This window comes from Rhodococcus sp. AB351 (assembly GCF_049538275.1).
GTDB lineage: Bacteria > Actinomycetota > Actinomycetes > Mycobacteriales > Mycobacteriaceae > Rhodococcus.
Window position 1 is genome coordinate 275,347 of the sequence record NZ_JBMVFW010000001.1, and the last position, 19,682, is coordinate 295,028.

17 protein-coding genes are annotated in these 19,682 nt (G+C 66.2%); 8 read left to right on the top strand and 9 right to left on the bottom strand.

All coding sequences use genetic code 11. The features are described 5' to 3' along the window. Position 1 precedes the first annotated feature (1 nt). The 4 genes from ACPCXD_RS01400 to ACPCXD_RS01415 all read right to left on the bottom strand — a co-directional run bounded on the left by ACPCXD_RS01400 (position 2) and on the right by ACPCXD_RS01415 (position 3,939). Complete coding sequence (locus ACPCXD_RS01400) at positions 2-757, bottom strand: iron ABC transporter ATP-binding protein (RefSeq protein WP_024102168.1); 756 nt, start codon at positions 755-757, stop codon at positions 2-4. Beyond that, entirely contained in the window at positions 754-1,854 is a 1,101-nt protein-coding gene (locus tag ACPCXD_RS01405) for an iron chelate uptake ABC transporter family permease subunit (RefSeq protein ID WP_085470121.1), read from the bottom strand. Before ACPCXD_RS01405 ends, ACPCXD_RS01400 begins: the two co-directional genes overlap by 4 nt. Beyond that, positions 1,847-2,827, bottom strand: coding sequence for an ABC transporter permease (locus tag ACPCXD_RS01410; RefSeq protein ID WP_085470122.1), 981 nt, complete (start codon positions 2,825-2,827; stop codon positions 1,847-1,849). The genes ACPCXD_RS01405 and ACPCXD_RS01410 overlap by 8 nt, the downstream gene beginning before the upstream one ends. Before the next feature lie 107 nt (positions 2,828-2,934). After that, the gene (locus ACPCXD_RS01415; RefSeq protein ID WP_024102165.1) at positions 2,935-3,939 is read right to left on the bottom strand and encodes a siderophore ABC transporter substrate-binding protein; all 1,005 of its coding nucleotides are present in this window, start codon (positions 3,937-3,939) and stop codon (positions 2,935-2,937) included. Between the two features lie 173 nt (positions 3,940-4,112). Between ACPCXD_RS01415 and ACPCXD_RS01420 the strand changes: the two genes are divergently transcribed. Further along, positions 4,113-4,991 carry an amidohydrolase family protein gene (locus tag ACPCXD_RS01420; RefSeq protein ID WP_230825021.1) on the top strand — a complete coding sequence of 293 codons (879 nt, stop codon included), beginning with the start codon at positions 4,113-4,115 and terminating at the stop codon, positions 4,989-4,991. Between the two features lie 16 nt (positions 4,992-5,007). On the opposite strand, the gene casG is transcribed toward ACPCXD_RS01420, so the two are convergent. After that, positions 5,008-6,672: a steroid-24-oyl-CoA synthetase gene (casG, locus tag ACPCXD_RS01425; protein ID WP_060650775.1), complete on the bottom strand. Its 1,665-nt coding sequence runs from the start codon at positions 6,670-6,672 to the stop codon at positions 5,008-5,010. Between the two features lie 275 nt (positions 6,673-6,947). Here casG and ACPCXD_RS01430 point away from each other — a divergent pair, with 275 nt between their 5' ends. The 5 genes from ACPCXD_RS01430 to ACPCXD_RS01450 all read left to right on the top strand — a co-directional run bounded on the left by ACPCXD_RS01430 (position 6,948) and on the right by ACPCXD_RS01450 (position 12,480). Continuing rightward, on the top strand, positions 6,948-8,345 hold the full coding sequence (locus ACPCXD_RS01430) for an ABC transporter substrate-binding protein (RefSeq protein ID WP_172414989.1): 1,398 nt from the start codon (positions 6,948-6,950) through the stop codon (positions 8,343-8,345). A gap of 65 nt (positions 8,346-8,410) precedes the next feature. Further along, positions 8,411-10,681, top strand: a complete 2,271-nt coding sequence (locus tag ACPCXD_RS01435; protein WP_085470126.1) for an ABC transporter permease — start codon at positions 8,411-8,413, stop codon at positions 10,679-10,681. Then, positions 10,674-11,417, top strand: a complete 744-nt coding sequence (locus tag ACPCXD_RS01440) for an ABC transporter ATP-binding protein (RefSeq protein WP_423658022.1) — start codon at positions 10,674-10,676, stop codon at positions 11,415-11,417. The genes ACPCXD_RS01435 and ACPCXD_RS01440 overlap by 8 nt, the downstream gene beginning before the upstream one ends. Beyond that, the gene (locus tag ACPCXD_RS01445) at positions 11,414-12,118 is read left to right on the top strand and encodes an ABC transporter ATP-binding protein (RefSeq protein WP_088898685.1); all 705 of its coding nucleotides are present in this window, start codon (positions 11,414-11,416) and stop codon (positions 12,116-12,118) included. Before ACPCXD_RS01440 ends, ACPCXD_RS01445 begins: the two co-directional genes overlap by 4 nt. After that, entirely contained in the window at positions 12,115-12,480 is a 366-nt protein-coding gene (locus ACPCXD_RS01450; RefSeq protein ID WP_145690745.1) for a hypothetical protein, read from the top strand. Before ACPCXD_RS01445 ends, ACPCXD_RS01450 begins: the two co-directional genes overlap by 4 nt. Before the next feature lie 75 nt (positions 12,481-12,555). Here the strand turns inward: ACPCXD_RS01450 and ACPCXD_RS01455 are convergent, their stop codons facing one another. Continuing rightward, positions 12,556-13,869 carry a bifunctional o-acetylhomoserine/o-acetylserine sulfhydrylase gene (locus ACPCXD_RS01455; RefSeq protein WP_423658025.1) on the bottom strand — a complete coding sequence of 438 codons (1,314 nt, stop codon included), beginning with the start codon at positions 13,867-13,869 and terminating at the stop codon, positions 12,556-12,558. A gap of 386 nt (positions 13,870-14,255) precedes the next feature. Here ACPCXD_RS01455 and ACPCXD_RS01460 point away from each other — a divergent pair, with 386 nt between their 5' ends. Then, on the top strand, positions 14,256-15,083 hold the full coding sequence (locus ACPCXD_RS01460; protein ID WP_423658816.1) for an IclR family transcriptional regulator: 828 nt from the start codon (positions 14,256-14,258) through the stop codon (positions 15,081-15,083). A gap of 106 nt (positions 15,084-15,189) precedes the next feature. Here ACPCXD_RS01460 and ACPCXD_RS01465 read toward each other — a convergent pair whose 3' ends face one another. After that, positions 15,190-16,122, bottom strand: coding sequence for an AurF N-oxygenase family protein (locus ACPCXD_RS01465; protein ID WP_120280576.1), 933 nt, complete (start codon positions 16,120-16,122; stop codon positions 15,190-15,192). Between the two features lie 118 nt (positions 16,123-16,240). After that, positions 16,241-17,719, bottom strand: coding sequence for an MFS transporter (locus ACPCXD_RS01470; protein ID WP_423658818.1), 1,479 nt, complete (start codon positions 17,717-17,719; stop codon positions 16,241-16,243). Positions 17,720-17,869: 150 nt separating this feature from the next. Here ACPCXD_RS01470 and ACPCXD_RS01475 point away from each other — a divergent pair, with 150 nt between their 5' ends. Beyond that, a complete protein-coding gene (locus ACPCXD_RS01475; RefSeq protein ID WP_016694184.1) occupies positions 17,870-18,544 on the top strand; it encodes a TetR/AcrR family transcriptional regulator in 675 nt (224 codons plus the stop codon). 10 nt (positions 18,545-18,554) lie between these two features. Here ACPCXD_RS01475 and ACPCXD_RS01480 read toward each other — a convergent pair whose 3' ends face one another. After that, positions 18,555-19,652, bottom strand: a complete 1,098-nt coding sequence (locus ACPCXD_RS01480) for an adenylate/guanylate cyclase domain-containing protein (protein WP_026061565.1) — start codon at positions 19,650-19,652, stop codon at positions 18,555-18,557. Positions 19,653-19,682: the final 30 nt, after the last annotated feature.

Sequence of the window (19,682 nt, forward strand, 5' to 3'; positions counted from 1 at the left end):
GTCAGTAGTAGACGGCGAGGCGGCCGTTGGGTCCTTCGACGCACGTCACCGGAGTATCGAAGACGCGCGTCAAGGTCTCGTCCACCAAGATCTCTTCCGGGGTTCCGAACTCGACGACCTTGCCGTCCTTCATCGCGCAGATCCGGTCCGCGTAGTGGCCTGCGAAATTGATGTCGTGCAGCACGATGACGACCGTGCGCCCCAATTCGACGGCCACCTTGTGAAGATGCTTCATCATCTGGACCGAATGCTTCATGTCCAGGTTGTTCAGCGGTTCGTCCAGGAGGATGTAGTCGGTGTCCTGGCACAGCACCATGGCCACATAGGCTCGCTGGCGTTGTCCTCCGGACAGTTGGTCAAGGTAGCGGTGTTCGAGGTCGGTGAGGTCGAAGAACTCGATGGCGTTGCTGATGGCCTCCTCGTCCTTGCGGGTGAGTCGGCCCTTCGAGTGCGGGTATCGGCCGAACCCGACGAGTTGCCGCACCGTCAGGCGGGTGACGAAGTGGTTCTCCTGGCGGAGGATCGAGACGATCTTCGCGAGGTCCTTCGAGGCAGTGCTCGACACGTCGTAGCCGGCGATCTCGATGGTGCCGGCGTCGGCCCCGAGCAAGCGGCCCACGATGGTCAGCATCGTCGACTTGCCCGCACCGTTCGGTCCGACCAGGGCCGTGATGCCGCCTGCGGGAATGGTCAGATCGATCTCACCGATCGTGACCGTCTTGCTGTATTCCTTACGGAGACCCTTGATCTCGATCACAGTCTGCCCTTCCGAAGGATCACGTAGAGGAAGGCCGTGCCGCCGACGGCCTCGATGATGATGGACACGGCACCCTCTGCGTAGAAGATGTTCTTCAGAACGAAGTAGGCGCCCCCGAGGATGACGAACCCGGTCAGGATCGCCACCGGGAACACGAAGCGGTGATCGTGTGTGGTCGCGAACTGGTAGGCCAACGTCGCGACGAGGAAGCCGAGGAACGTCAGCGGGCCGACGAGCGCGGTGGTGGTGGCCATGAGGACCGACACGAGAAACAGTACGAGCATGATCTCTCGGCGGTGGTCCAGGCCGAGATTCGTGGTGACGTCCTTGCCCAGCGCAATGATGTTGAGTCTGCGGGAACGCCACCACAGTGTTCCTGCCGCCCCGATACAGAGCGGGATCGCCAGCGGTAGGTAGGAGGCATCCGCATTGGAGACCGACCCGAACAGCTTGGCGGTGAGGATGTCGAACTCGCTGGGGGTGAGCATGCGCTGCATGAAGGTCGCCACGGATCCGAGACCGCCACCCAGGACGATGCCGACGAGGAGCATCACCTGCATGTTCCCGTACTTGCCGGAGAGCAGCCATCCGTAGAGCATCAGCGAGAAGCCGACCATCAATACGACCATGAGTGCGAACTGCGGCACCCCCGTGAGCGCCGTGACTCCGACCGCGCCCAGGAAGAAGACGGCGGCGGTCTGGATCGCGACGTAGAGGGCCTCGAATCCCATGATCGACGGGGTGATGATGCGGTTGTTCGTCGCAGATTGGAACGAGACCGTCGCAACGGCCTGGCAGACGACGACGATCGCGATCACGACCAGGTTGGTCGCGCGCATCTGCGTGATCCGCCAGAAGCCTGCGGTCCCGAAGGGCATCGGATTGTCCCAGGTCACGATGCCCACGGCGATGACGACCGAGAGGAGCGTGAGAGTCCCCACGAGAATCCAGTAGCGGCGTAGCTGTCGCGCGGTCGCGAATGCGCCGGAGCCTGTGCGCTCGGCCCTTGTTGCCGTCGCGGCGGTCGGCGGAGCTGTGGGGATCGATGCCGTGGGGATCGATTCTGCCGGGGAGATCGACTCGGTGATGTCAGACATTGCGGCGACTCCGCAGAAGCATGGCGATGAAGACGACGGAGCCGATGACGCCGAGGATGAGTGATACCGGGATCTCGAACGGCATGATGATCGTCCGGCCGATCAGGTCGCAGACGGTCACGATGGCGATACCGAGCAGGCAGACCCAGGGGAGATTGCTGCGCAGATCGTCGCCGCGGAACATCGACACGATGTTGGGGACGATGAGCCCGAGGAAGGGAAGCGAACCGACCACGACGGTGACCACTCCGGTGGCAATCGCGATGAGGCCGGTTCCCAGCAGGATGATGCGGTTGTAGTTCAGGCCGACGTTGGTCGCGACGTCCTCACCGAGACCGGCGACGGTGAATCGGTCGGCGGCGATGAACACCAGGACCGCGACGACCGCGACGATCCAGAGAACCTCGTACTGGCCCTTGATGATCGACGTGAAACTCCCCGCGAACCAGATGCCCAGGCTCTGGAGTTTGTCGGTGGCGAGAGCGATGTAGGTGGTGATGGAGCCGACGACGGCGCCCAGCATGATGCCGACGATGGGCACGATCAGCGACGAGGACAGTTGCACTCGCCGGAGGAACAGGAAGAAGATCATCGTTCCGATGAAGGCCGCCACGACGGCGCCGATCATTCTGGGCAGAAGACCTGCGGTCGGGACGACGATCATCATGATCAGCAACCCCAATCCTGCCCACTCCGTCGTGCCGGTGGTCGTCGGTTCGACGAAGCGGTTCTGGGTGAGCAACTGCATGACGAGTCCGGACATCGCCATCGCAGCCCCGGCCAGCACCAGGGCGATCGTGCGAGGGACGCGGGTGATGTTGAACATCTCCCAGCCGAAGTCACCGCCGAAGATGTCGAACACCCCGGTGAACAGTGAGGCGATCAGCAGGGCGCCGACGCCGAGGAAACCCAGCAGCAGTTTCCGGTCGAAAAGTCTTTCCCGCGTTCGGGACGGTAGGGCTTGGGTCGTCATTTCGGCAGCTCTGCTCCGGAAGCACGTCGGCCGTGGACCCGGCTCGCGGCCGAGTCCACGGCGGTCGACACTGTGAATTCAGTACTTCGTTGCGCTCTGCGCGGAGGTCACTTGTTCTCTGCGGTCTGCGCGTTCTTCTCGAGCAGGTCCGCCAGGGAGTTGAAGAACTCCGTGTAGGTCTGGATGCTCTCGTTGGTGTAGGTGTCGGCGGGCAGGTAGATGATGTTGCCCTCCTGGACTGCCTTCACGTTCTGCAGTGCCTGCGAGTCGTTGATGACCGTGGTCGCCGGCACGTAGTCGGGGCCGCCACCGGTCGAGGTACCCGCGTCACGGTCCATGACGATGATCAGGCCCGGGTTGGATGCGGCGATAGCTTCGACGGAGATGTCATCACCCTGGTGGTTGTCGGTGCCTTCGGGAACCTCGAGAGCCGGGGTGAGGCCGAAGATGTCGAACATGGGGCCGATGGTGCGCCCGGTGCTCGGGGCGACGTAACCGATCTCGCCGCCGGAGACGATCAGACCCATCACCGACTGATCCGGAGAGTATGCGGCCTGGACGCGGGCAATCGACGCGTCCAACGCGTCGTTGAGTTCCTGTGCCTCCGCTTCCTTGGCGAAGATCTCACCGAGGACAGTGGTGCCGCGCTTGAGTTCCTCGGCGAAGTCCTCGCCGTCGCGCGGCGCGACCTCGACGATGGTGGCGTCCGGTGCGAGCTCCTCGAACTGCTCCCTGAACTGCGCGTAGCGCCCGCCGTTGATGATCAGATCCGGCTCGACCGCGACGACGGCTTCGAGATTGGGTTCACGATGCGATCCCAGATCGACGATGCTGTCGTCCTCGGTGTAGGAGATCGTCTTCGGCATCAGCGAGACCGCGCCTGCGGCGAGGGGAACGCCCCACGTATCGAGCGTCTCGAACGTGCCGTTGTCGGTGGCGACCACGGACTTGGGCGGCACGGTGACGGTCTGCGTACCGAAGTTGTCCTCGACCGTGACGGTGGCGGCGGCGGTGTCGGACGACTCGGTGGCCGGGTCGCTCGAGCATGCCGTCAGGGCGAGGGCAGCCAGGGTGCCGAGTACGGCACCTCGGTACAGGCGGGATGCGTTCATCGATGTTCCTTGGGTTCGATCACAGGGAATGGATAAGGCATTTAGGACACCCTATGTGATGGTTAGGTTAACCTAACCTCGGGGAATGTCCGGTGCTGGGTCGGATGTCACCTGTGACCTGGTATTTTTCTGCCGGGTCCCCTCGGTCGGCGTCACTTCGGTACGGTCGCACCGTGAACGAAATCGAACAGGTAGCGCAGTTCCGGCGCCGTCACGGCGTCGACGACCTCATCGATGTTCACACCCACTTCATGCCCCGCCAGGTCATGGACAAGGTCTGGGCGTATTTCGACTCCGCAGGTCCGCTCGTCGGACGGCCCTGGCCGATCACCTACCGGCACGACGAGGAGGAACGCGTCGCGCGTCTCCGCGACTTCGGGGTGCACAGGTTCACCGCCATGCTGTACCCGCACAAGCCGGAGATGGCGGCGTGGCTCAACTCGTGGGCCGCCGACTTCGCGGCCCGGACCCCCGACTGCCTCCACACCGCCACCTTCTATCCGGAGGCCGAGGCGAAGAAGTACGTCGCGTCGGCGATCGAGGCGGGCGCGCGTGTGTTCAAATCCCACATCCAGGTCGGCGACTACTCGCCGCTCGACCCGCTCCTCGACGACGTGTGGGGCCTGCTCGAGGACTCGGGCGTGCCGATCGTCGTGCACTGCGGGTCGGGCCCGGCGCCCGGCACGTACACCGGTCCCGCCCCGATGCAGGAGCTCATGCGCCGGTACCCGCAGCTGACGGTGATCGTCGCGCACATGGGTCTGCCCGAGTACCGCGAGTTCCTCGACCTCGCCGAGCAATACGAGCGGGTGTATCTCGACACGACTATGGCGTTCACCGATTTCGTCGAGGAGGACACACCCTTCCCGGAAGATCAGCTTCCGCGTCTGGACGCATTACGACGGAAGATCTTGCTCGGCACGGATTTTCCGAACATCCCGTACAGCTACCTCCATCAGCTCCAGGTGCTCGAACGCGTCGCGCCCGACAGCGAGTGGATCCGCGCGGTGTGCCGCGAGAATGCCACGTCGCTGTTCGGGCTGGACGGGTGACCGGTGTGCTCGCCGATCAGACGGTGATCGAGCGTCGGATGATCTTGCCGGTCGCGTTGCGGGGGAGTAGATCCCGCGTGATCCGCCAAACTGTGGGCACCTTGTAGTAGGCCAGTCGCTCGGCGCAGAAGGCTCGCAACTCGTCCTCGGTGATCGCGCTGCCGGGTCGCAGCACGACGACGGCCGCGACCTCCTGCCCCAGATCCTCGTGGTCCACGCCGATCACGGCGCTCTCGACGACGTCGGGGTGCTCGTCGAGGCGCTGTTCGATCTCCGTGGGATAGACGTTCTCGCCGCCGCGCAGGATGAGATCGGATCGCCGGCCCGTGAGCCGCAGGCGGCCGTTCTCGAGCGTTCCGTAGTCGCCGGTACGTAGCCATCCGTCCGAGGTGACAGCCGCGTCCGTCGCAGCCGGGTCCTCCCAGTACCCGAGCATCACATAGGGACTGCGGACGCAGATCTCGCCCTCGGTGCCGTCGGGAACCCGCTCACCGAACGGGTCGCGGATCTCCATGCTCACCGTGATGATGGGGGAGCCGAGCGTGCCCGGGAACGCCTCGATCTCCGGGGCCGTCGCCATGGCGATCGCAGTGCTGCACTCGGTCAGTCCGTAGCTGTCCACCAGGGCCTGCTGCGCAAAGGGGAACTTCGCCTGCAGACGCTTCTTGAACTCAAGGGAGGACGGTGCCGAGGCCAGCGCGAACGCGGTGAGCGAGCTGAGGTCGTACTTGTCGGTGTTCTCGTGCTCGAGCATGCGCGACGCCATCGTCGGCACCGCGCCCCAGTTGGTGACCCTCTCACGCTCGATGAGCGCGAAGACCTTGTCGACGTCGAACCCGCCTTCCGTCAGAACGGCGGCGCTTCCCGTCGCGAGGCGTGGCACCGCCAGGTTGTGCAGGCTTGCGATGTGGAACAACGGCGAGGTCAGGAGGTACCGGTTGTCGTTGGGCACCGAGTCGTCGTAGGAGCGCCGCTGCATCGCGGCCACCAGAGCATCGGAGTACCGGTGGTAGTCGACGACGGCGAGCACGTTGCGGTGGGAGTGCAACGCCCCCTTGGGACGTCCACTGGTGCCGCTCGTGAACAGGATGACCGCGGGATCGTCCTCCTCCACGTCGGCCGACGGCAGTTCGGTGCCGGACGCGGCGGCCACGATCCGAGGCACGTCGTGTTCGGTGGTGAGCAGTTCGAAGCCGGAGACCTCTGCTCCGGCCAGCAGATCGGCGCGCTTGGCGTCGGCGACGATCACCTTGGGTCGCACCATGTTCACGCCGTAGGCGATTTCGGACGGCGTCCACCAGGAGTTCAGCCCCACGGCGATTGCGCCCAGGCATTGGGCGGCCCAGAAGGTGATGATCCATTCGGGTGAGTTGGCCGCAAGGATCGCGACCCGGTCGCCCTTCTCCACGCCGTGCTCGTCGCGCAGGGCGGTCGCCAGGGCAGCTACAGCGTCGGCGTGCTCGGTGAACGACAGGCGGCGATCGGCCGTCACGAGGTAGTCGCGGTCGCCCCATTTCCGGGACGCGGCGACGAGGTCGCCGATGCGCCGGTCGCGGTTGCGCATGACCTGCATCCGGTTTCCGCGCACGTCCTCTTCGACGATTTCGAAGCGGCCACCGGGGCCGGTGAGCTGGGAAACGACCTGCTGAAGCATCTGCTGCAGATCGGCTTGTGCTGTCAAGGATTCGCCTTTCTCGGCCCGCACGTTCGTCGTCGCGCAGCGCGTACACGGAAGGATCGGAGAACTGTTGCTGGTGACGTGGAGCATCACACCCTAAACCCTGTGTCGACTGTCACAAATCGGTCCCGGTGAGTGGGAGTGGCGCAGGTCTCACTCGGCCGGGTGGCTACCTTCGCGACACCCGGCCCACCGTCCGGCGCCCCCCGGATCGCGCTTCGGCCCGGACCGAGACCAAGGAGTCCATCGTCGTGAAACTCAGTGCTGCCTCGAAATCGATGGCGGGTCTGTTCGCCATCGTAGTGGCGACGTCCGCTTGTGCGTCGGATCGCGGCGCCGACTCGTCGGCGGGCGCCCTCGCTCCGGCGGCAGCCGCCGGAACTGGAGCGTCCCTGTCGGTCGAGGAGTCGTTCGGAACCCTTTCGTCTCCATGCGGGCCGGGCGAAGCGGCAGGAAGTACCGACCAAGGAGTGTCCGATTCCGAGATCCGGATCGGTTACGGCGACGACCGGGGCTATTCGAAGAGCCCCGGACTCAACAAGGAGATCGGTGACGCCGTCTCCGCCATGATCGATTGGTGCAACGCCCAGGGTGGCATCAACGGCCGCACGATCGTCGGTACCCACTACGACGCTGCGATGACGCAGGCCAACGCCGTCATGCAGAATGCATGTGCGAGCGAGTTCATGATGGTCGGTCACGGCTTCGCCATGGACCAGACCTCGGAGCAGACCCGGGTCGCGTGCAACCTCGCCGCTGTCCCCGCCTTCACCGTGTCCCCCGACGCGGCCAACGGCCCGATGACCTACCAGGGCGTCCCGTTCCCGGTCGACTATGCGAACGGTTCGCAGTGGTTCCAGATCGCCGAGATGTACCCGGACCTGCTCGGCGAGTTCGACGTCATCGACAGCACGATGCCCACGATCATCTCGGCCAGCACCAAGATCCGGTCCGTCGCCGAGGCAGCCGGTTTCACGCTGAAGAACTGCGGTGTCACGCTCAACTACGAGGGCGAGTCGAGTTACGCGCCCTTCGCCGAGAAGTTCAAGCAGTGCGGCGTCAAGGGCCTGTGGACCTCCCGTTCTCCGGTGCCGGCCGAATTCAACTTCGTGAAGGCGCTCGACCAGGCCGGCATCGACCCGATCCTGCTCGGTGAGGCCACCTGGTACGGCAATGCCGCTCAGGCATGGAACGGTGAGAACGGTCTGCTCGACAACCTCCACGCCGGCATGACCTTCCAGATGATCGAGAACGCCGATGCTGTGCCGGCCGTGAAGAAGTACGTCGAGCTCGTCACCGAGCAGGACGGCAAGACCGCGCTGCTCGGCATGCAGGCCACTTCTTCGTTCCTGTTGTGGGCTACCGCTGCGGACGCCTGCGGATCGGACCTGTCCCGGCAGTGCGTCATCGACGAATTGTCCCGGATCCACGAGTGGGACGGCGGTGGTCTGCACGCGGTCACCGACCCCGGGAACAACATGCCCGCGACCTGCGGGCTCGTCGTGAAACTCGAAGGCGCCGAATACACCCAGGCGTTCCCCGCGGAGGCGGGCACCTTCGAGTGCGACGACCGCTATCGCGTCGCGACCGATCCGAGTACGTGGGGCACCGAACTCGGACCCGACCGCATCGCGACGAAATATCTGAACCCCAACGTCATCAGACCGACCGTCTGATCCGAGCGCCCGGTGCCGGCGAGGCGTGACACGCGCTCGCCGGCACCCCGACCAGAGGTACTCGTATGGACACCTTTCTGACCTTCACGATCGTGGGGTTGGTGCTCGGATCGGTTTACGCGATCGCTGCATCGGGCCTCGTTCTCACCTACAACACGTCCGGCATCTTCAACTTCGCGCACGGCGCGCAGGCGATGCTCGGTGCGTTCGCCTACTGGCAACTGCGTTACGGCTGGGGCCTGCCCACGCCCATCGCGCTGCTTCTCGTGCTGGGCGTCCTCGGTCCGATGATGGGCCTGCTGCTCTACGTCGTGATCATGCGCGGGATGCGTGACACCGCCGAGGTCACCAAGATCGTCGTCACGGTGTCGATCCTGCTCGGCATGGTCTCGGTGTCGCACTGGTTCTGGCATCCCGAGACTGCACGCACCATGACGATGTTCTTCGGCGACCAGGCGAGGATCGAGCTCTTCGGTGTCACCATCCGCTACCACGAACTGATCTGCCTCGCCGCCGCGGTACTCATCGCCGTCGGACTACGAATCATGTTCGTGCGCACCCGCGTCGGAGTGGCGATGCGAGGTGTGGTCGACGATCCCGATCTGCTGCGCCTGAACGGGCACGACCCCGACCGGCTCGCCGCACTGTCCTGGATGATGGGCTCGACTCTCGCGGTCCTGGCGGGTGTTCTCGTGACACCGATCAACGGTGGCACCCTCGAAGCGAACATGCTGACCTTGCTCGTCATCGACGCGTTCGCGGCGGCGATGTTCGGCCGGCTGCGCAGCATTCCGCGTACCTTCGCCGGTGCGCTGTTCCTCGGCCTGGCAGCCACATACGTGCTCGCCTACTTCCCGACCGCGTGGACATGGACGTCGAATCTGCGAGTGTCCCTGCCGATGATCGCGCTGTTCGTGGTTCTCGTCGTACTGCCGCAGGATCGGTTGCGCGGTGCCGTCACCCGGACCCGGGAGCGCTACCACGTGCCGTCGGTGCGCAAGGCGATCGCCTGGGCGGTCGCGCTCGTCGTCATCGTCTATGCCATCCGCCTGCTCATGGTGACGTCGGCGGTCACGACCCTCACGATCGGCATGACCTTCGCGATCATCGCGTTGTCGCTGACCCTGCTGACCGGATACGCGGGCGAGATGAACCTCGCGCCGGTATCCTTCGGTGCCATCGCGACGATCGTGGCGTTCCACTTCGGTATCTCCGGGAGCGGACTGGCCGCCCACCTGAACCTGTGGGGCGTGGCGCTCGGCGTCGCCGTCACGGCCGTGATCGGCGGGCTCATCGCGCTGCCGGCCCTGCGGTTGCGCGGCCTCTATCTCGCCCTGGCCACGATGGCGTTCGGTGTGTTCCTGTCGAACATGGTGCTGCGCGACACGACCCAGCACGAGCTGTTCGGCATCAGGTTCTCGCTGTTCACCGATGGCAACATCGCGATCCCGCCATTGAAGGTCGGCCCTCTCGACCTGCGGAACGAGACGACCTTCCTCATGACGGTGACGGTGATCTTCGCCGTTCTCGGCGTAGGCATCATCGCCCTGCGCAACAGCGGCTACGGGCGCCGGCTCGCCGCGATGAAGGACAGCCCCGCCGCGGCGGCAATGCTCGGCCAGAGCCTGGTGCGCCTCAAACTCGGCGTCTTCACCCTGTCGGCGGGCATCGCCGGCCTGGGCGGACTGTTCATGTCGAGTGCGATGGGCTCGGTGTCGAACGAGAGCTTCTCGATCATGGTGAGTCTGTCGCTGCTGATGCTCACCGTCGTGGCCGGTATCGGTTACGTCTCCGGTGCGCTGTTCGGCGGTCTGCTGTCGGGTGTCGGTTTCGCCGTCATTATGGTCTCGTTCTCCAATCTCTCCGCGGGACAACCGGAACTGGCCGGTTTGTGGACCTTCCTCGGTCACGTCGCCGCAGTGAGTCCCGCTCTCATCGGTATCGGCGTCGCGGCGAACCCGAGCGGCAGCGTCCACCAGATGGTGGAAGGCTACCGTCACCTGAAGAACGCGAAGCCCGTGCTGGTCGGCGGAGCTGCGGTGGTCCTCGCGTCGTACCTGCTCGCGCTCGTCGGCGTGCTCGACAACTGGTGGTTCGCGTCGATCACCATCGCCACGGTGTTCATGCTGCCGGTGATGGGGCAGTGGCTGATGCCCGAGGCGGTGCTCGGCGCGGAGGAAGCGCAACGTCGCGCGCCGCTGGTTCCCGAGCGGGTCGGAATCGACGAGCCCTACACCGAGCAGGCGCGGGACGAGATCGATCGAGAGCTCGGCATCGACGAACTTCTGGCCGCACGTGCCACCGGATCGGAGAAGGAACTGATTCCTCATGGTTGAGGCACCCATTCTGGAAACGCGCGGTATCACAGTCCGATTCGGCGGTCACGTCGCGGTCAAGGACGTGAGCATCGGAATCGAACCGGGAACGGTGACGGGCCTGATCGGACCCAACGGGGCCGGGAAGACGACGCTGTTCAACACGATCACCGGCCTGCAACGGCCGACGGCCGGCACGGTCTTCCTCGACGGTCGTGACATCACCTCACTGCCGCCCTACAAACGGGCCCGCAGGGGCATGGCCCGCACGTTCCAGCGTCTCGAGTTGTTCGTGTCGCTGTCCGTGCGCGACAACCTCCGAGTGGCCGGGGACATCCACAATGTCAACGGACGCAACAAGATCGACGTGGACGAGGAGGTCGACAGGCTCCTCGAGTTGACCGGCCTGGCCGATATCGCGAGCACCGATGTCTCGGACGTACCCACCGGACGTGCCCGCGTCGTGGAGGTCGCCCGCGCGTTGATGACGTCTCCGCGCGTGCTGCTGCTCGACGAGCCCGCGTCCGGGCAGACCGAGCAGGAAACCGAGGCCTTCGCCGCGCTGCTCGGTGACCTGGCGAAGGACGGCCTCGCGATCTGCCTCGTCGAACACGACATCCCGCTGGTGATGAAGATCTGTTCGCGGATCCACGTGCTCGACTACGGTGCGGTGCTGGCAAGTGGTGTTCCGGACGAGATCAAGAACGATCCGGCAGTGATCAACGCCTACATCGGCACCGAGGAGGAAGCGGTATGAGCGTCGAACCGTTGCTCGAACTGTCGGGTGTCCGGGCCGGATACGGCGCGATCGAGGTGCTGCGCAGCGTGGACCTCGTACTCGAACCGGGCGCGGTGGTCGCCCTGCTCGGGCCGAATGGCGGAGGTAAGACGACGACCCTGCGCGTGTGCTCGGGGATCCATCCGATCTCGTCGGGTGAGTTCCGGTTGGCCGGCCGGGTCGTCAACGGTGTGTCCGCAGCGGAACTCGCGCGTCTGGGGGTGTGCTCGATTCCCGAGGGGCGCGGCATCTTCCCCAACCTCACCGTGCGCGAGAACCTGTGGATCGGAACCGGCACCGGTGTTTCGCTCGCAGACCTCGAAGAGGTGGCGTACACGCGATTCCCGGTTCTCGGTGAGCGCCGGTCGCAGCTGGCCGGTTCGATGTCCGGCGGTGAACAGCAGATGCTCGCGTTGTCGCGGGCGCTCGGTACCCATCCCACGGTGCTGTTGCTCGACGAACTGTCGATGGGCCTGGCACCGCGCATCGTCTCCCAGATCTACGAGATCGTCGGCGAGCTCGCCGCCGAGGGTGTGTCGATCCTCGTAGCCGAACAGTTCGCGCGAGCGGTGCTCCCGATCGCCACCAGTGCCGCGCTGATGTTGCAGGGCCGGGTGGTGCGCACAGGCGATCCGGCGGAGATCGAAGAAGAACTTTCCACCACCTATCTAGGAGGATGACCATGACCGCACTCGTCGACGAGCGACGTGAACAGTTCAAGAAGGATGTCGCAGCGCTGGGTCTCGACGCTCCCCGTTCGGATTCGGGGGGGAGAGCCCGACTCGTCGGTCTGGCCCTGATGGTGATCGGCGCCGTCGCGGTCTTCGTCGTCTACATTGCGTCGCTCACTCTCTCCGACACCCGCGATCTCCTGTCCTATCAGTTGCTCGCCCTCGGCTTCGTGGCCGTCACCCTGGTCGGTGTGGCGGTCTATCTCGCCGCCGCGGTCACCCGTGTCCTGCGTCTGTGGCTGGTCAGGCAGTTGCTCGAGAGCAGCACGCAGGCCGAGCGGATCGCACAGGCGCTCGCACGCAACGACTGATCGCGCATACGCCGAACGCGGCGACGGCCCATCCCGAAAGGGGGTGGGCCGTCGCGTCTTTCGAATCCTTCGGGGTCAGCTACCCGCAGCCTCGAGTCCGGTGGTGATGTCGGCGAGGATGTCGTCGATGTTCTCGATGCCCACGGCGAGTCGCACGAGACCCGGAGTGACACCCGCAGCGATCTGCTCCTCGCCGGTGAGCTGCGAGTGGGTCGTCGACGCGGGGTGGATGACCAGCGAGCGGACGTCGCCGATGTTCGCGACGTGACTGTGCAGGGTCAACGCGTTGACGAACCGCTTGCCGGCGTCGATGCCCCCGGAGAGCTCGAACACCACGATCGCGCCGGCACCGCGCGGGGTGAGTTGCCGGGCGCGGTCGTACCAGGGCGACGACTTCAGGCCGGCGTAGGCGACGGAGGTGATCTCCGGACGCCCCTCGAGGAACTCGGCGACCTTCTGCGCGTTCTCCACGTGCCGCTCGATCCGCAGGCTCAGCGTCTCGAGGCCCTGCGAGATGAGGAAGGCGTTGAACGGGGAGACCGCCGCGCCCATGTCGCGCAGCAGCTGCACACGCGCCTTGAGCGCGTAGGCCGGGGCGCCGAGGTCGGCGAAGACGACGCCGTGGTAACTCGGGTCCGGGGTGGTGAAACCGGCGTGGCGGCCCTGCGTCCAGTCGAACGTGCCGCCGTCGACGATGACACCGGCAATGGCCGTGCCGTGGCCGCCGAGGTACTTGGTGGCCGAGTGCACGACGATGTCGGCGCCGTGCTCGAGCGGGCGGAGCAGGTAGGGGGTGGCGACCGTGTTGTCGACGATCAGCGGCAGCCCGTTCTCGTGGGCCACGCCCGAGATGCCGGGCAGGTCGAGGATGTGGTTCTTCGGGTTGGCGATCGTCTCACCGAAGAACGCGCGGGTGTTGTCGCGGATGGCCTCGCGCCAGTGATCGAGGTTGTCGGGATCCTCGACGAAGGTGACCTCGATGCCGAGCTTCGGCAGCGTGTAGTGGAACAGGTTGTAGGTGCCGCCGTAGAGATACGGGCTCGACACGATGTGGTCGCCGGCCTGCGCCAGGTTGAGGATCGCGAAGGTCTCGGCGGCCTGACCGGAGGCGAGCAGGAGGGCGGCGACGCCACCTTCGAGGGCGGCGATGCGCTGTTCGACCGCGTCCTGCGTCGGGTTCATGATGCGGGTGTAGATGTTGCCGGGCTCGGCGAGGCCGAACAGCGCAGCGGCGTGATCGGTGTTGTCGAAGGTGTAGCTGGTGGTCTGGTAGATGGGCAGGGCCCGGGCCTTCGTGTCGCCACCGGCGGGCTGGCCCACGTGGATCTGCTTGGTCTCGAAGCTCCAGTTCGCGCTGGGATCGGTTGCTTCAGGGGTGGTGTCGCTCATGGCTCTGCTCCGGGTTCGGGATGTGTTCTGATCGTCGACATGCTGACCTTCGGACCCCGGACACGACGCCGTCGGGCAGCATCGAGGGGGCGGGAACGGGTGCGGCGGTCAGCGGGCCCGGCACCCGCGGATACACGACAGGGGGGCACGACGGTGCGGCGACCGGCTCGCGCGCTCGTACGTCTTGCTCACGGTCCCGACAATAACCTGTCCGCACGATTCCGACCAGACTCATAGGAATTCACTCTCGTCGGGAAACCGACTCCGGAGTACCTACAGTCTGTGTGTACCCCTTCCGGTGTGACCGCTGTTACTGCTAACGTTCTGGAACAGATTCCAGTTTCATGAGGCGCGCAGGGTCGTGGCCAGGACTTTTGGAGGTGCAGTTGACTGCCGTCGACTCCGCGCTCGAGCCCGTCGGTACCTCGTCCAAGCGAGAACTTCCTCCATCGATGGTCGATCGGATGACGCTCATCCTCGAGGCCTTCGACAGTCGAGGCGCCCTCACTCTCGAAGAGGTCACCTGCCGCTCGGGGCTGCCCCGCTCGACCGTCCACCGCATCCTCGACCACCTCGTGCGCCGCGAGTGGATCGAGCACGCCTCCTTCGGCTACTGCCTCGGCCCGCGTGCCCTCGGCCTCGGTGGCAGCGACACCGGTCACCGTCGCATCAGGGAGGCCGCCGCTCCGCACCTCCACGACCTTGCGATGCAGACCGGCGCCGTCGTCCATCTGACGGTCCTCGAGGGCAACGAGGTGCTCTACCTCGACAAGGTCGGTGGGCAGCTCGCGTCGAGCGTGCCGTCGCGGGTAGGCGGGCGATTCCCCGCCTACGCCACTGCGGCCGGCAAGTCCATCCTCGCGTGGCTCGAGCCCGAACGTATCGACGCGCTGTACGGCACGCAACTCGTGCCGTGCACGGAGCGCACCATCCGCGATCACGTCGCACTGCACCAGGAACTCAACCGCATCCGCAAGCGTCGTGGCGTCGCATTCGAACGTGAGGAGGCCGCGCGGGGCATCGGATGCGTGGGTGTCGCGCTCCGCGGCGTCGACGGCCCGGTTGCCGCCCTGTCGCTGGCAGCGGACGCCCGTTCGACCCGCCTGGAGTGGGTGGCGCCGATCGTCGCCGATACCGCTCGGAAGATCACGCGCACGCTGTTCCCGGAGCAGGAGCGCGACGACAGCCTGCAGGCCACCGAGAAGGTGGGCTGACGCCCTTCGGTTTTCGCCACGAACGGCTGTGCGCAGTTCTCGTTCGGATCCCTTCGGGGAGATCGACGAGAACTGCGCACAGTTCGTTATGGGCCCGTAGGCCGTGTCAGAGCAGGTGGACCTTCTTGTAGAGGATCTTCGAGGGTCCGCCGATGAGGCCGACGTTGTCGAGGAAGGTCATCAGCTTCGCGCCGGACTTGCGCACGCGATCGTGATAGTGCTTGTTGCCCTTCGCCTCTCGCAGAGCGCGCTCGCGGTCGAGGCCTGCATTGGCGTAGACGTCGGGGTGGATCATGCTCTTGACGACGAAGAAGACCACGAGCGCGGTGTTGAAGCGCTCTATCGCCAGTCGTGCGCGGCTCGCACCGGCGAGTCGGCGTGCGACCTCCTCGCGGGCGAAGCGGATGTGGCGCGCCTCCTCGAGGACGTGGATCTTCGACACCGCGCGGGTGACAGGCTGGACCCGCTCGTCGCGCATGAAGTCGCGCTGCATCATGTCGAGGATCTCCTCGGCAGCCATGACCGATGCATAGGCGTTGGCGCCCTTGAAGAAATGGCCCCACAGGCGACCGAGCTGGTGGATGTAGCGGGCCGGACCGTAGCCCGGCATGTTCAGCCGTTCGCCGGCGCGCGCGAACATCACCGAGTGGCGGCACTCGTCGGCGACCTCGGTGAGGGCGAACTGGACGTGACGCGAATGCTTGTCGCGGTCGTAGACGTCGCGCAGGAGCATCTGCATGAGCAGGATCTCGAACCACAGGCCGACGCTCGAAACGCTCGCGGCCTCGTGCTTGGTCAACTCGATGCGCTGTTCGTCGGTGAGCTCGTCCCACAGCGCGGTGCCGTAGAGCGTGCTCCATTCGGGGGTCATGCCGAACTTGTCGTCGGGGACGGGGGCCTCCCAGTCCACCTCGACGACCGGGTCGTACGACTTGCGTGCGGACGAGGCGAGCAGTCGTCCGGCGGTTTCCTCGCGATCGGACAGTGCGACGCCGGGAATGAAGCCCTTGCTGGTCTCGCGGGTGAGCGATGCGGTCATGTCTCCACCTTTTTAGTGTGACGACTGGTAACTGTTATCCAGGTTAGCGTGATCGTGCGCACAGCACAATGCCCGCAACCTGCGTCGCGGGCATCGGGAAGGAAGGAAGAGGGGAGGGCTACGAGCGCCGGGGTGCCCAGAAGGCGGAGATCACCGCTCCGACCAGGAGGATCGCGGCGACCGCCCACGAGGCCTGCTGCAAGCCGTCGAGGAAGGCGTTCTGTGCGAGTTCGGCGAGTTGCTCGCCCTGCGGGCCGGCTTGCTCGGCGACCTGTATCGCGGCGGCGAGCGAGTCCTGCACGGCGGACCGGGCCGGCTCGGGGATCATCGGCGCCACCGGATCGATGCCGTGCCCGTAGGCCGCGGCGAGGACGCTGCCCGTGATCGCGACACCGATCGCCGCACCGATCTCGCGGGTCGCGTCGTTGACCGCCGACGCCACGCCCAACTGGTCCTCAGGGGTGTTGGTGACGATCGCGTGGGTCGCGGGAGCGGTACAGATACCGACGCCGACACCCGCGATGCTCAACGCGAACGCCACCTCGACGTAGGTGGAGTCGGCGTCGAGCAGGCCCATGAGGATCAGTGCGACGCCGATCAGCGCCAAGCCGACGCTGAGCAGGATGCGGATGCCCACCCGCGCCAGCAGCGCGGGCACGGCGAGCGACAGGCCCATGACGACGAGGAAGATCGGCGTCAGTGCCAGGGAGGCCCGCAGCGGCGAGTAGCCCAGCACGAGCTGCAGGTACTGCACGATGAGGAAGAACAGACCGAAACCCGCGAGATACTGGAACGACAACCCGGCCGCGCCCACACCGAACGCCCGCTGGCGGAACAACCGCACGTCCAGGAGCGGCGCCTTCGACCGGAGTTCCACGAGCACGAATCCGGCTGCCGCCGCCAAGCCTGCGATCATCGATCCGAGCGTCACCACGTCGGTCCATCCGCGATGCGGACCCTCCATCACGCCGAGCACGAACAGGCCCACGGCGAGGACCACGAGGATGCCGCCCCCGAAGTCGAACGGCAACGGCTGCGTCGAGCGCGACGAGTCGATGGTGAACGACAGAGCGACCAGCAGGAGCGCGATGGCGGCGGAACCCCCGAAGATCACCCGCCACGACGCGTACTCGAGCACCAGTCCCGACAGAATCATGCCGAGCACGGCACCCGATCCGGCCACACCGGCCCAGATGCCGATGACACGTGCCCGATGAGCCTCGGCGAAACCTGCGGTGATCAGCGACAACGTCGACGGCATGACCAACGCCGCGCCGACACCTGCAACTGCGCGCGCCCCGATGATCCACAACGGTGCATCGGCGACCAGTGGCAACAGCGAACCGGCGGCGAAGACGATCAGGCCGACGATCATGACGCCGCGGCGACCGAGCCGATCGCCCAGCGCGCCGGCCGGGAGGAGCAGTGCCGCCAGTGCGAGGGTGTAGCCGTCGACGATCCACGTCAGCTGGGACTGCGTCGCGCCGGTGTCGACCGCGATGTCGGGCAGGGCCGTGTTGAGCGAGGCCATCGCCGCGATGACCACGGCGACGGCCGAGCACGCGACGGCGAGCAGCCGGATCTGGGCTCGCGTCATGCGAGGGGGTGCGGTGGTGGTCGCGGTGCTGTCTGACACGGGAGCCTTCCGGAGGGAGGGGAATGCCGGGACCAGAAACGAGACTGTCGGTATCGTAACTGAACCACCGGTCTCACACATGCTTCGCTCTCAGCGACTACAACTGGAAGCGTGAGCGTCGAACCCGAAGCAGAACCCCGCCGCGACGTCGAGACCCGGCCCGCCTCACCGCGCGACGAGGATCCGCGCCGCGTGCGTTCGCGCGCCCGACTGCTCGACGCCGCCACCACCCTCCTCGCGACCGGCGGTGCCGACGCCGTGACGATCGATGCGGTCACCGCCTCTGCCGGCGTCGCGCGGGCCACCCTCTACCGGCACTTCGCGAATGGAACCGAGCTGGTCGCCGCGGCCTTCGCGCGGCTCCTTCCACCGGCGCCCCCGGTCCCGGAAGACGGCGATCTCCGCAGCCGCCTCGTCGAATTGCTCGCCGCACAGGCACGCATCATCGAGGAGGCGCCCATCCCGTTGACGGCGATGTGCTGGATGGGACTCGGGCCGGGCCTCGGCGAACTCCCGAAGGAACCGGGGCGCAGCGAGCGGCCCGAACTGCAGTCGCTGCGCGAGATCCTCGTCGACCGCTACCGGTCGTCGTTCGACCGTGTGCTCGCCACCTCGGAGGCCCGCCGCGAACTCGGCGACTTCGACTACGACCTGGTGCTGGTCCAGTTGCTCGGACCGATCGTCTTCAACCGCCTCGCGACGCTCGCGCCCATCGACCGACGCGCGTGCGAGCACATCGTCGACGACTTCATCGCGGCGCGCAGAGCCCGCCGGACGGATCGTTAGGACAGGCCGGTCACAGACCCATGTCCTCGTCGCCGAGACCATCCGCGCCCACGGCCGCCTTCTTCTCCTCGCGCGGACGACGCAGGACGTACAGCCGCGAATGCTGGAAGTCCCGCAGCCGCAGGGTCCGCACGGTCTGGAAGTGGAACTCCTCGCAGTCGGCGAGCGCGTCGGCGAGGTTCTCGTCGACGAGGATCGTGCCCGGTCGTGCCGCGCCGGTGAGGCGGGCCGCGATGTTGACGACCGAACCGAACAGGTCGCCGAAGCGCGGCAACGCCTGACCCCACGCCAGTCCGATCCGCAGGTCCGGATAGTCCTTCTGGGACCCGAACGAATCCTGCAGTTCGAGGGCGATGCGCGCGGCGTCGACCGGACGTTCGGCCGCGAACATCACCTCGTCGCCGACGGTCTTGATCACCCAGCCGTTGTGCCGGGCAATGACGTCGGAGACCTCCGATTCGAAGTAGTCGAGCAGCTCGCTCAGCGCGGCCGCGTCGATCTGCCGGGTCAGCCGGGTGTAGCCGACCATGTCGGCGAAGCCGACGACCAGCTCGTGCAGCTCCCCGGAATCCTGCGGGCGCGCGGCGGCCCGGGCGGTCGTGGCCACCAGGTGCCGACGCCACATGTGGCTCTGCAGGCTCACCGCGAGCTCGGTCGTGCGATCGACGATGTGGTCGACCAGCGCGCGGATCTCCTCTTCCTGCGGGGGAGTCTCCGCTTCCTCGTAGGCGGAGGCCAGTTGCGTGAAGACGTGGGTGTTGAGCAGATTCAGCTGCCACTCGGTCAGCCGTGACATCGACTGCCCGATCGACCGGGCCGCGGGCACCTCGAGGCGTTCGTCGACCGCGCCGCTCGCGATGATGGCGGCCGTCGCGCGCAGGGCCTCGACGTCGCCGTCGGTGAACATCACGACGTCGGGATCGGGATCGACGGTCAGACCGAGCGCCTGCCACAGCCGTCGCACGCGCGCAGGTGCGAGCCCGCACAACTCCGCCACCTCGTTCAGGGTGTAGCGAAGAGGACCACCGAGCAGCGCGTTCTCCAGCTGTGACTGGATCACGGACAGCACGTCGGTTCCTGATGCGGGTGCCGGATCGGACGGGGTCACGCATCCATCCTTACCGTGCGCGGGGCCCGT

Bases quoted from the DNA above. Each gene is read 5' to 3' on its own strand.
- ACPCXD_RS01465 (WP_120280576.1), bottom strand. From the start codon at position 16,122: ATGACCGCATCGCTCACCCGCGAGACCAGCAAGGGCTTCATTCCCGGC.
- ACPCXD_RS01470 (WP_423658818.1), bottom strand. From the start codon at position 17,719: ATGACGCGAGCCCAGATCCGGCTGCTCGCCGTCGCGTGCTCGGCCGTC.
- ACPCXD_RS01445 (WP_088898685.1), top strand. From the start codon at position 11,414: ATGAGCGTCGAACCGTTGCTCGAACTGTCGGGTGTCCGGGCCGGATAC.
- ACPCXD_RS01440 (WP_423658022.1), top strand. From the start codon at position 10,674: ATGGTTGAGGCACCCATTCTGGAAACGCGCGGTATCACAGTCCGATTC.
- ACPCXD_RS01415 (WP_024102165.1), bottom strand. From the start codon at position 3,939: ATGAACGCATCCCGCCTGTACCGAGGTGCCGTACTCGGCACCCTGGCT.
- ACPCXD_RS01435 (WP_085470126.1), top strand. From the start codon at position 8,411: ATGGACACCTTTCTGACCTTCACGATCGTGGGGTTGGTGCTCGGATCG.
- ACPCXD_RS01410 (WP_085470122.1), bottom strand. From the start codon at position 2,827: ATGACGACCCAAGCCCTACCGTCCCGAACGCGGGAAAGACTTTTCGAC.
- ACPCXD_RS01430 (WP_172414989.1), top strand. From the start codon at position 6,948: ATGGCGGGTCTGTTCGCCATCGTAGTGGCGACGTCCGCTTGTGCGTCG.
- ACPCXD_RS01450 (WP_145690745.1), top strand. From the start codon at position 12,115: ATGACCATGACCGCACTCGTCGACGAGCGACGTGAACAGTTCAAGAAG.
- ACPCXD_RS01405 (WP_085470121.1), bottom strand. From the start codon at position 1,854: ATGTCTGACATCACCGAGTCGATCTCCCCGGCAGAATCGATCCCCACG.
- ACPCXD_RS01455 (WP_423658025.1), bottom strand. From the start codon at position 13,869: ATGAGCGACACCACCCCTGAAGCAACCGATCCCAGCGCGAACTGGAGC.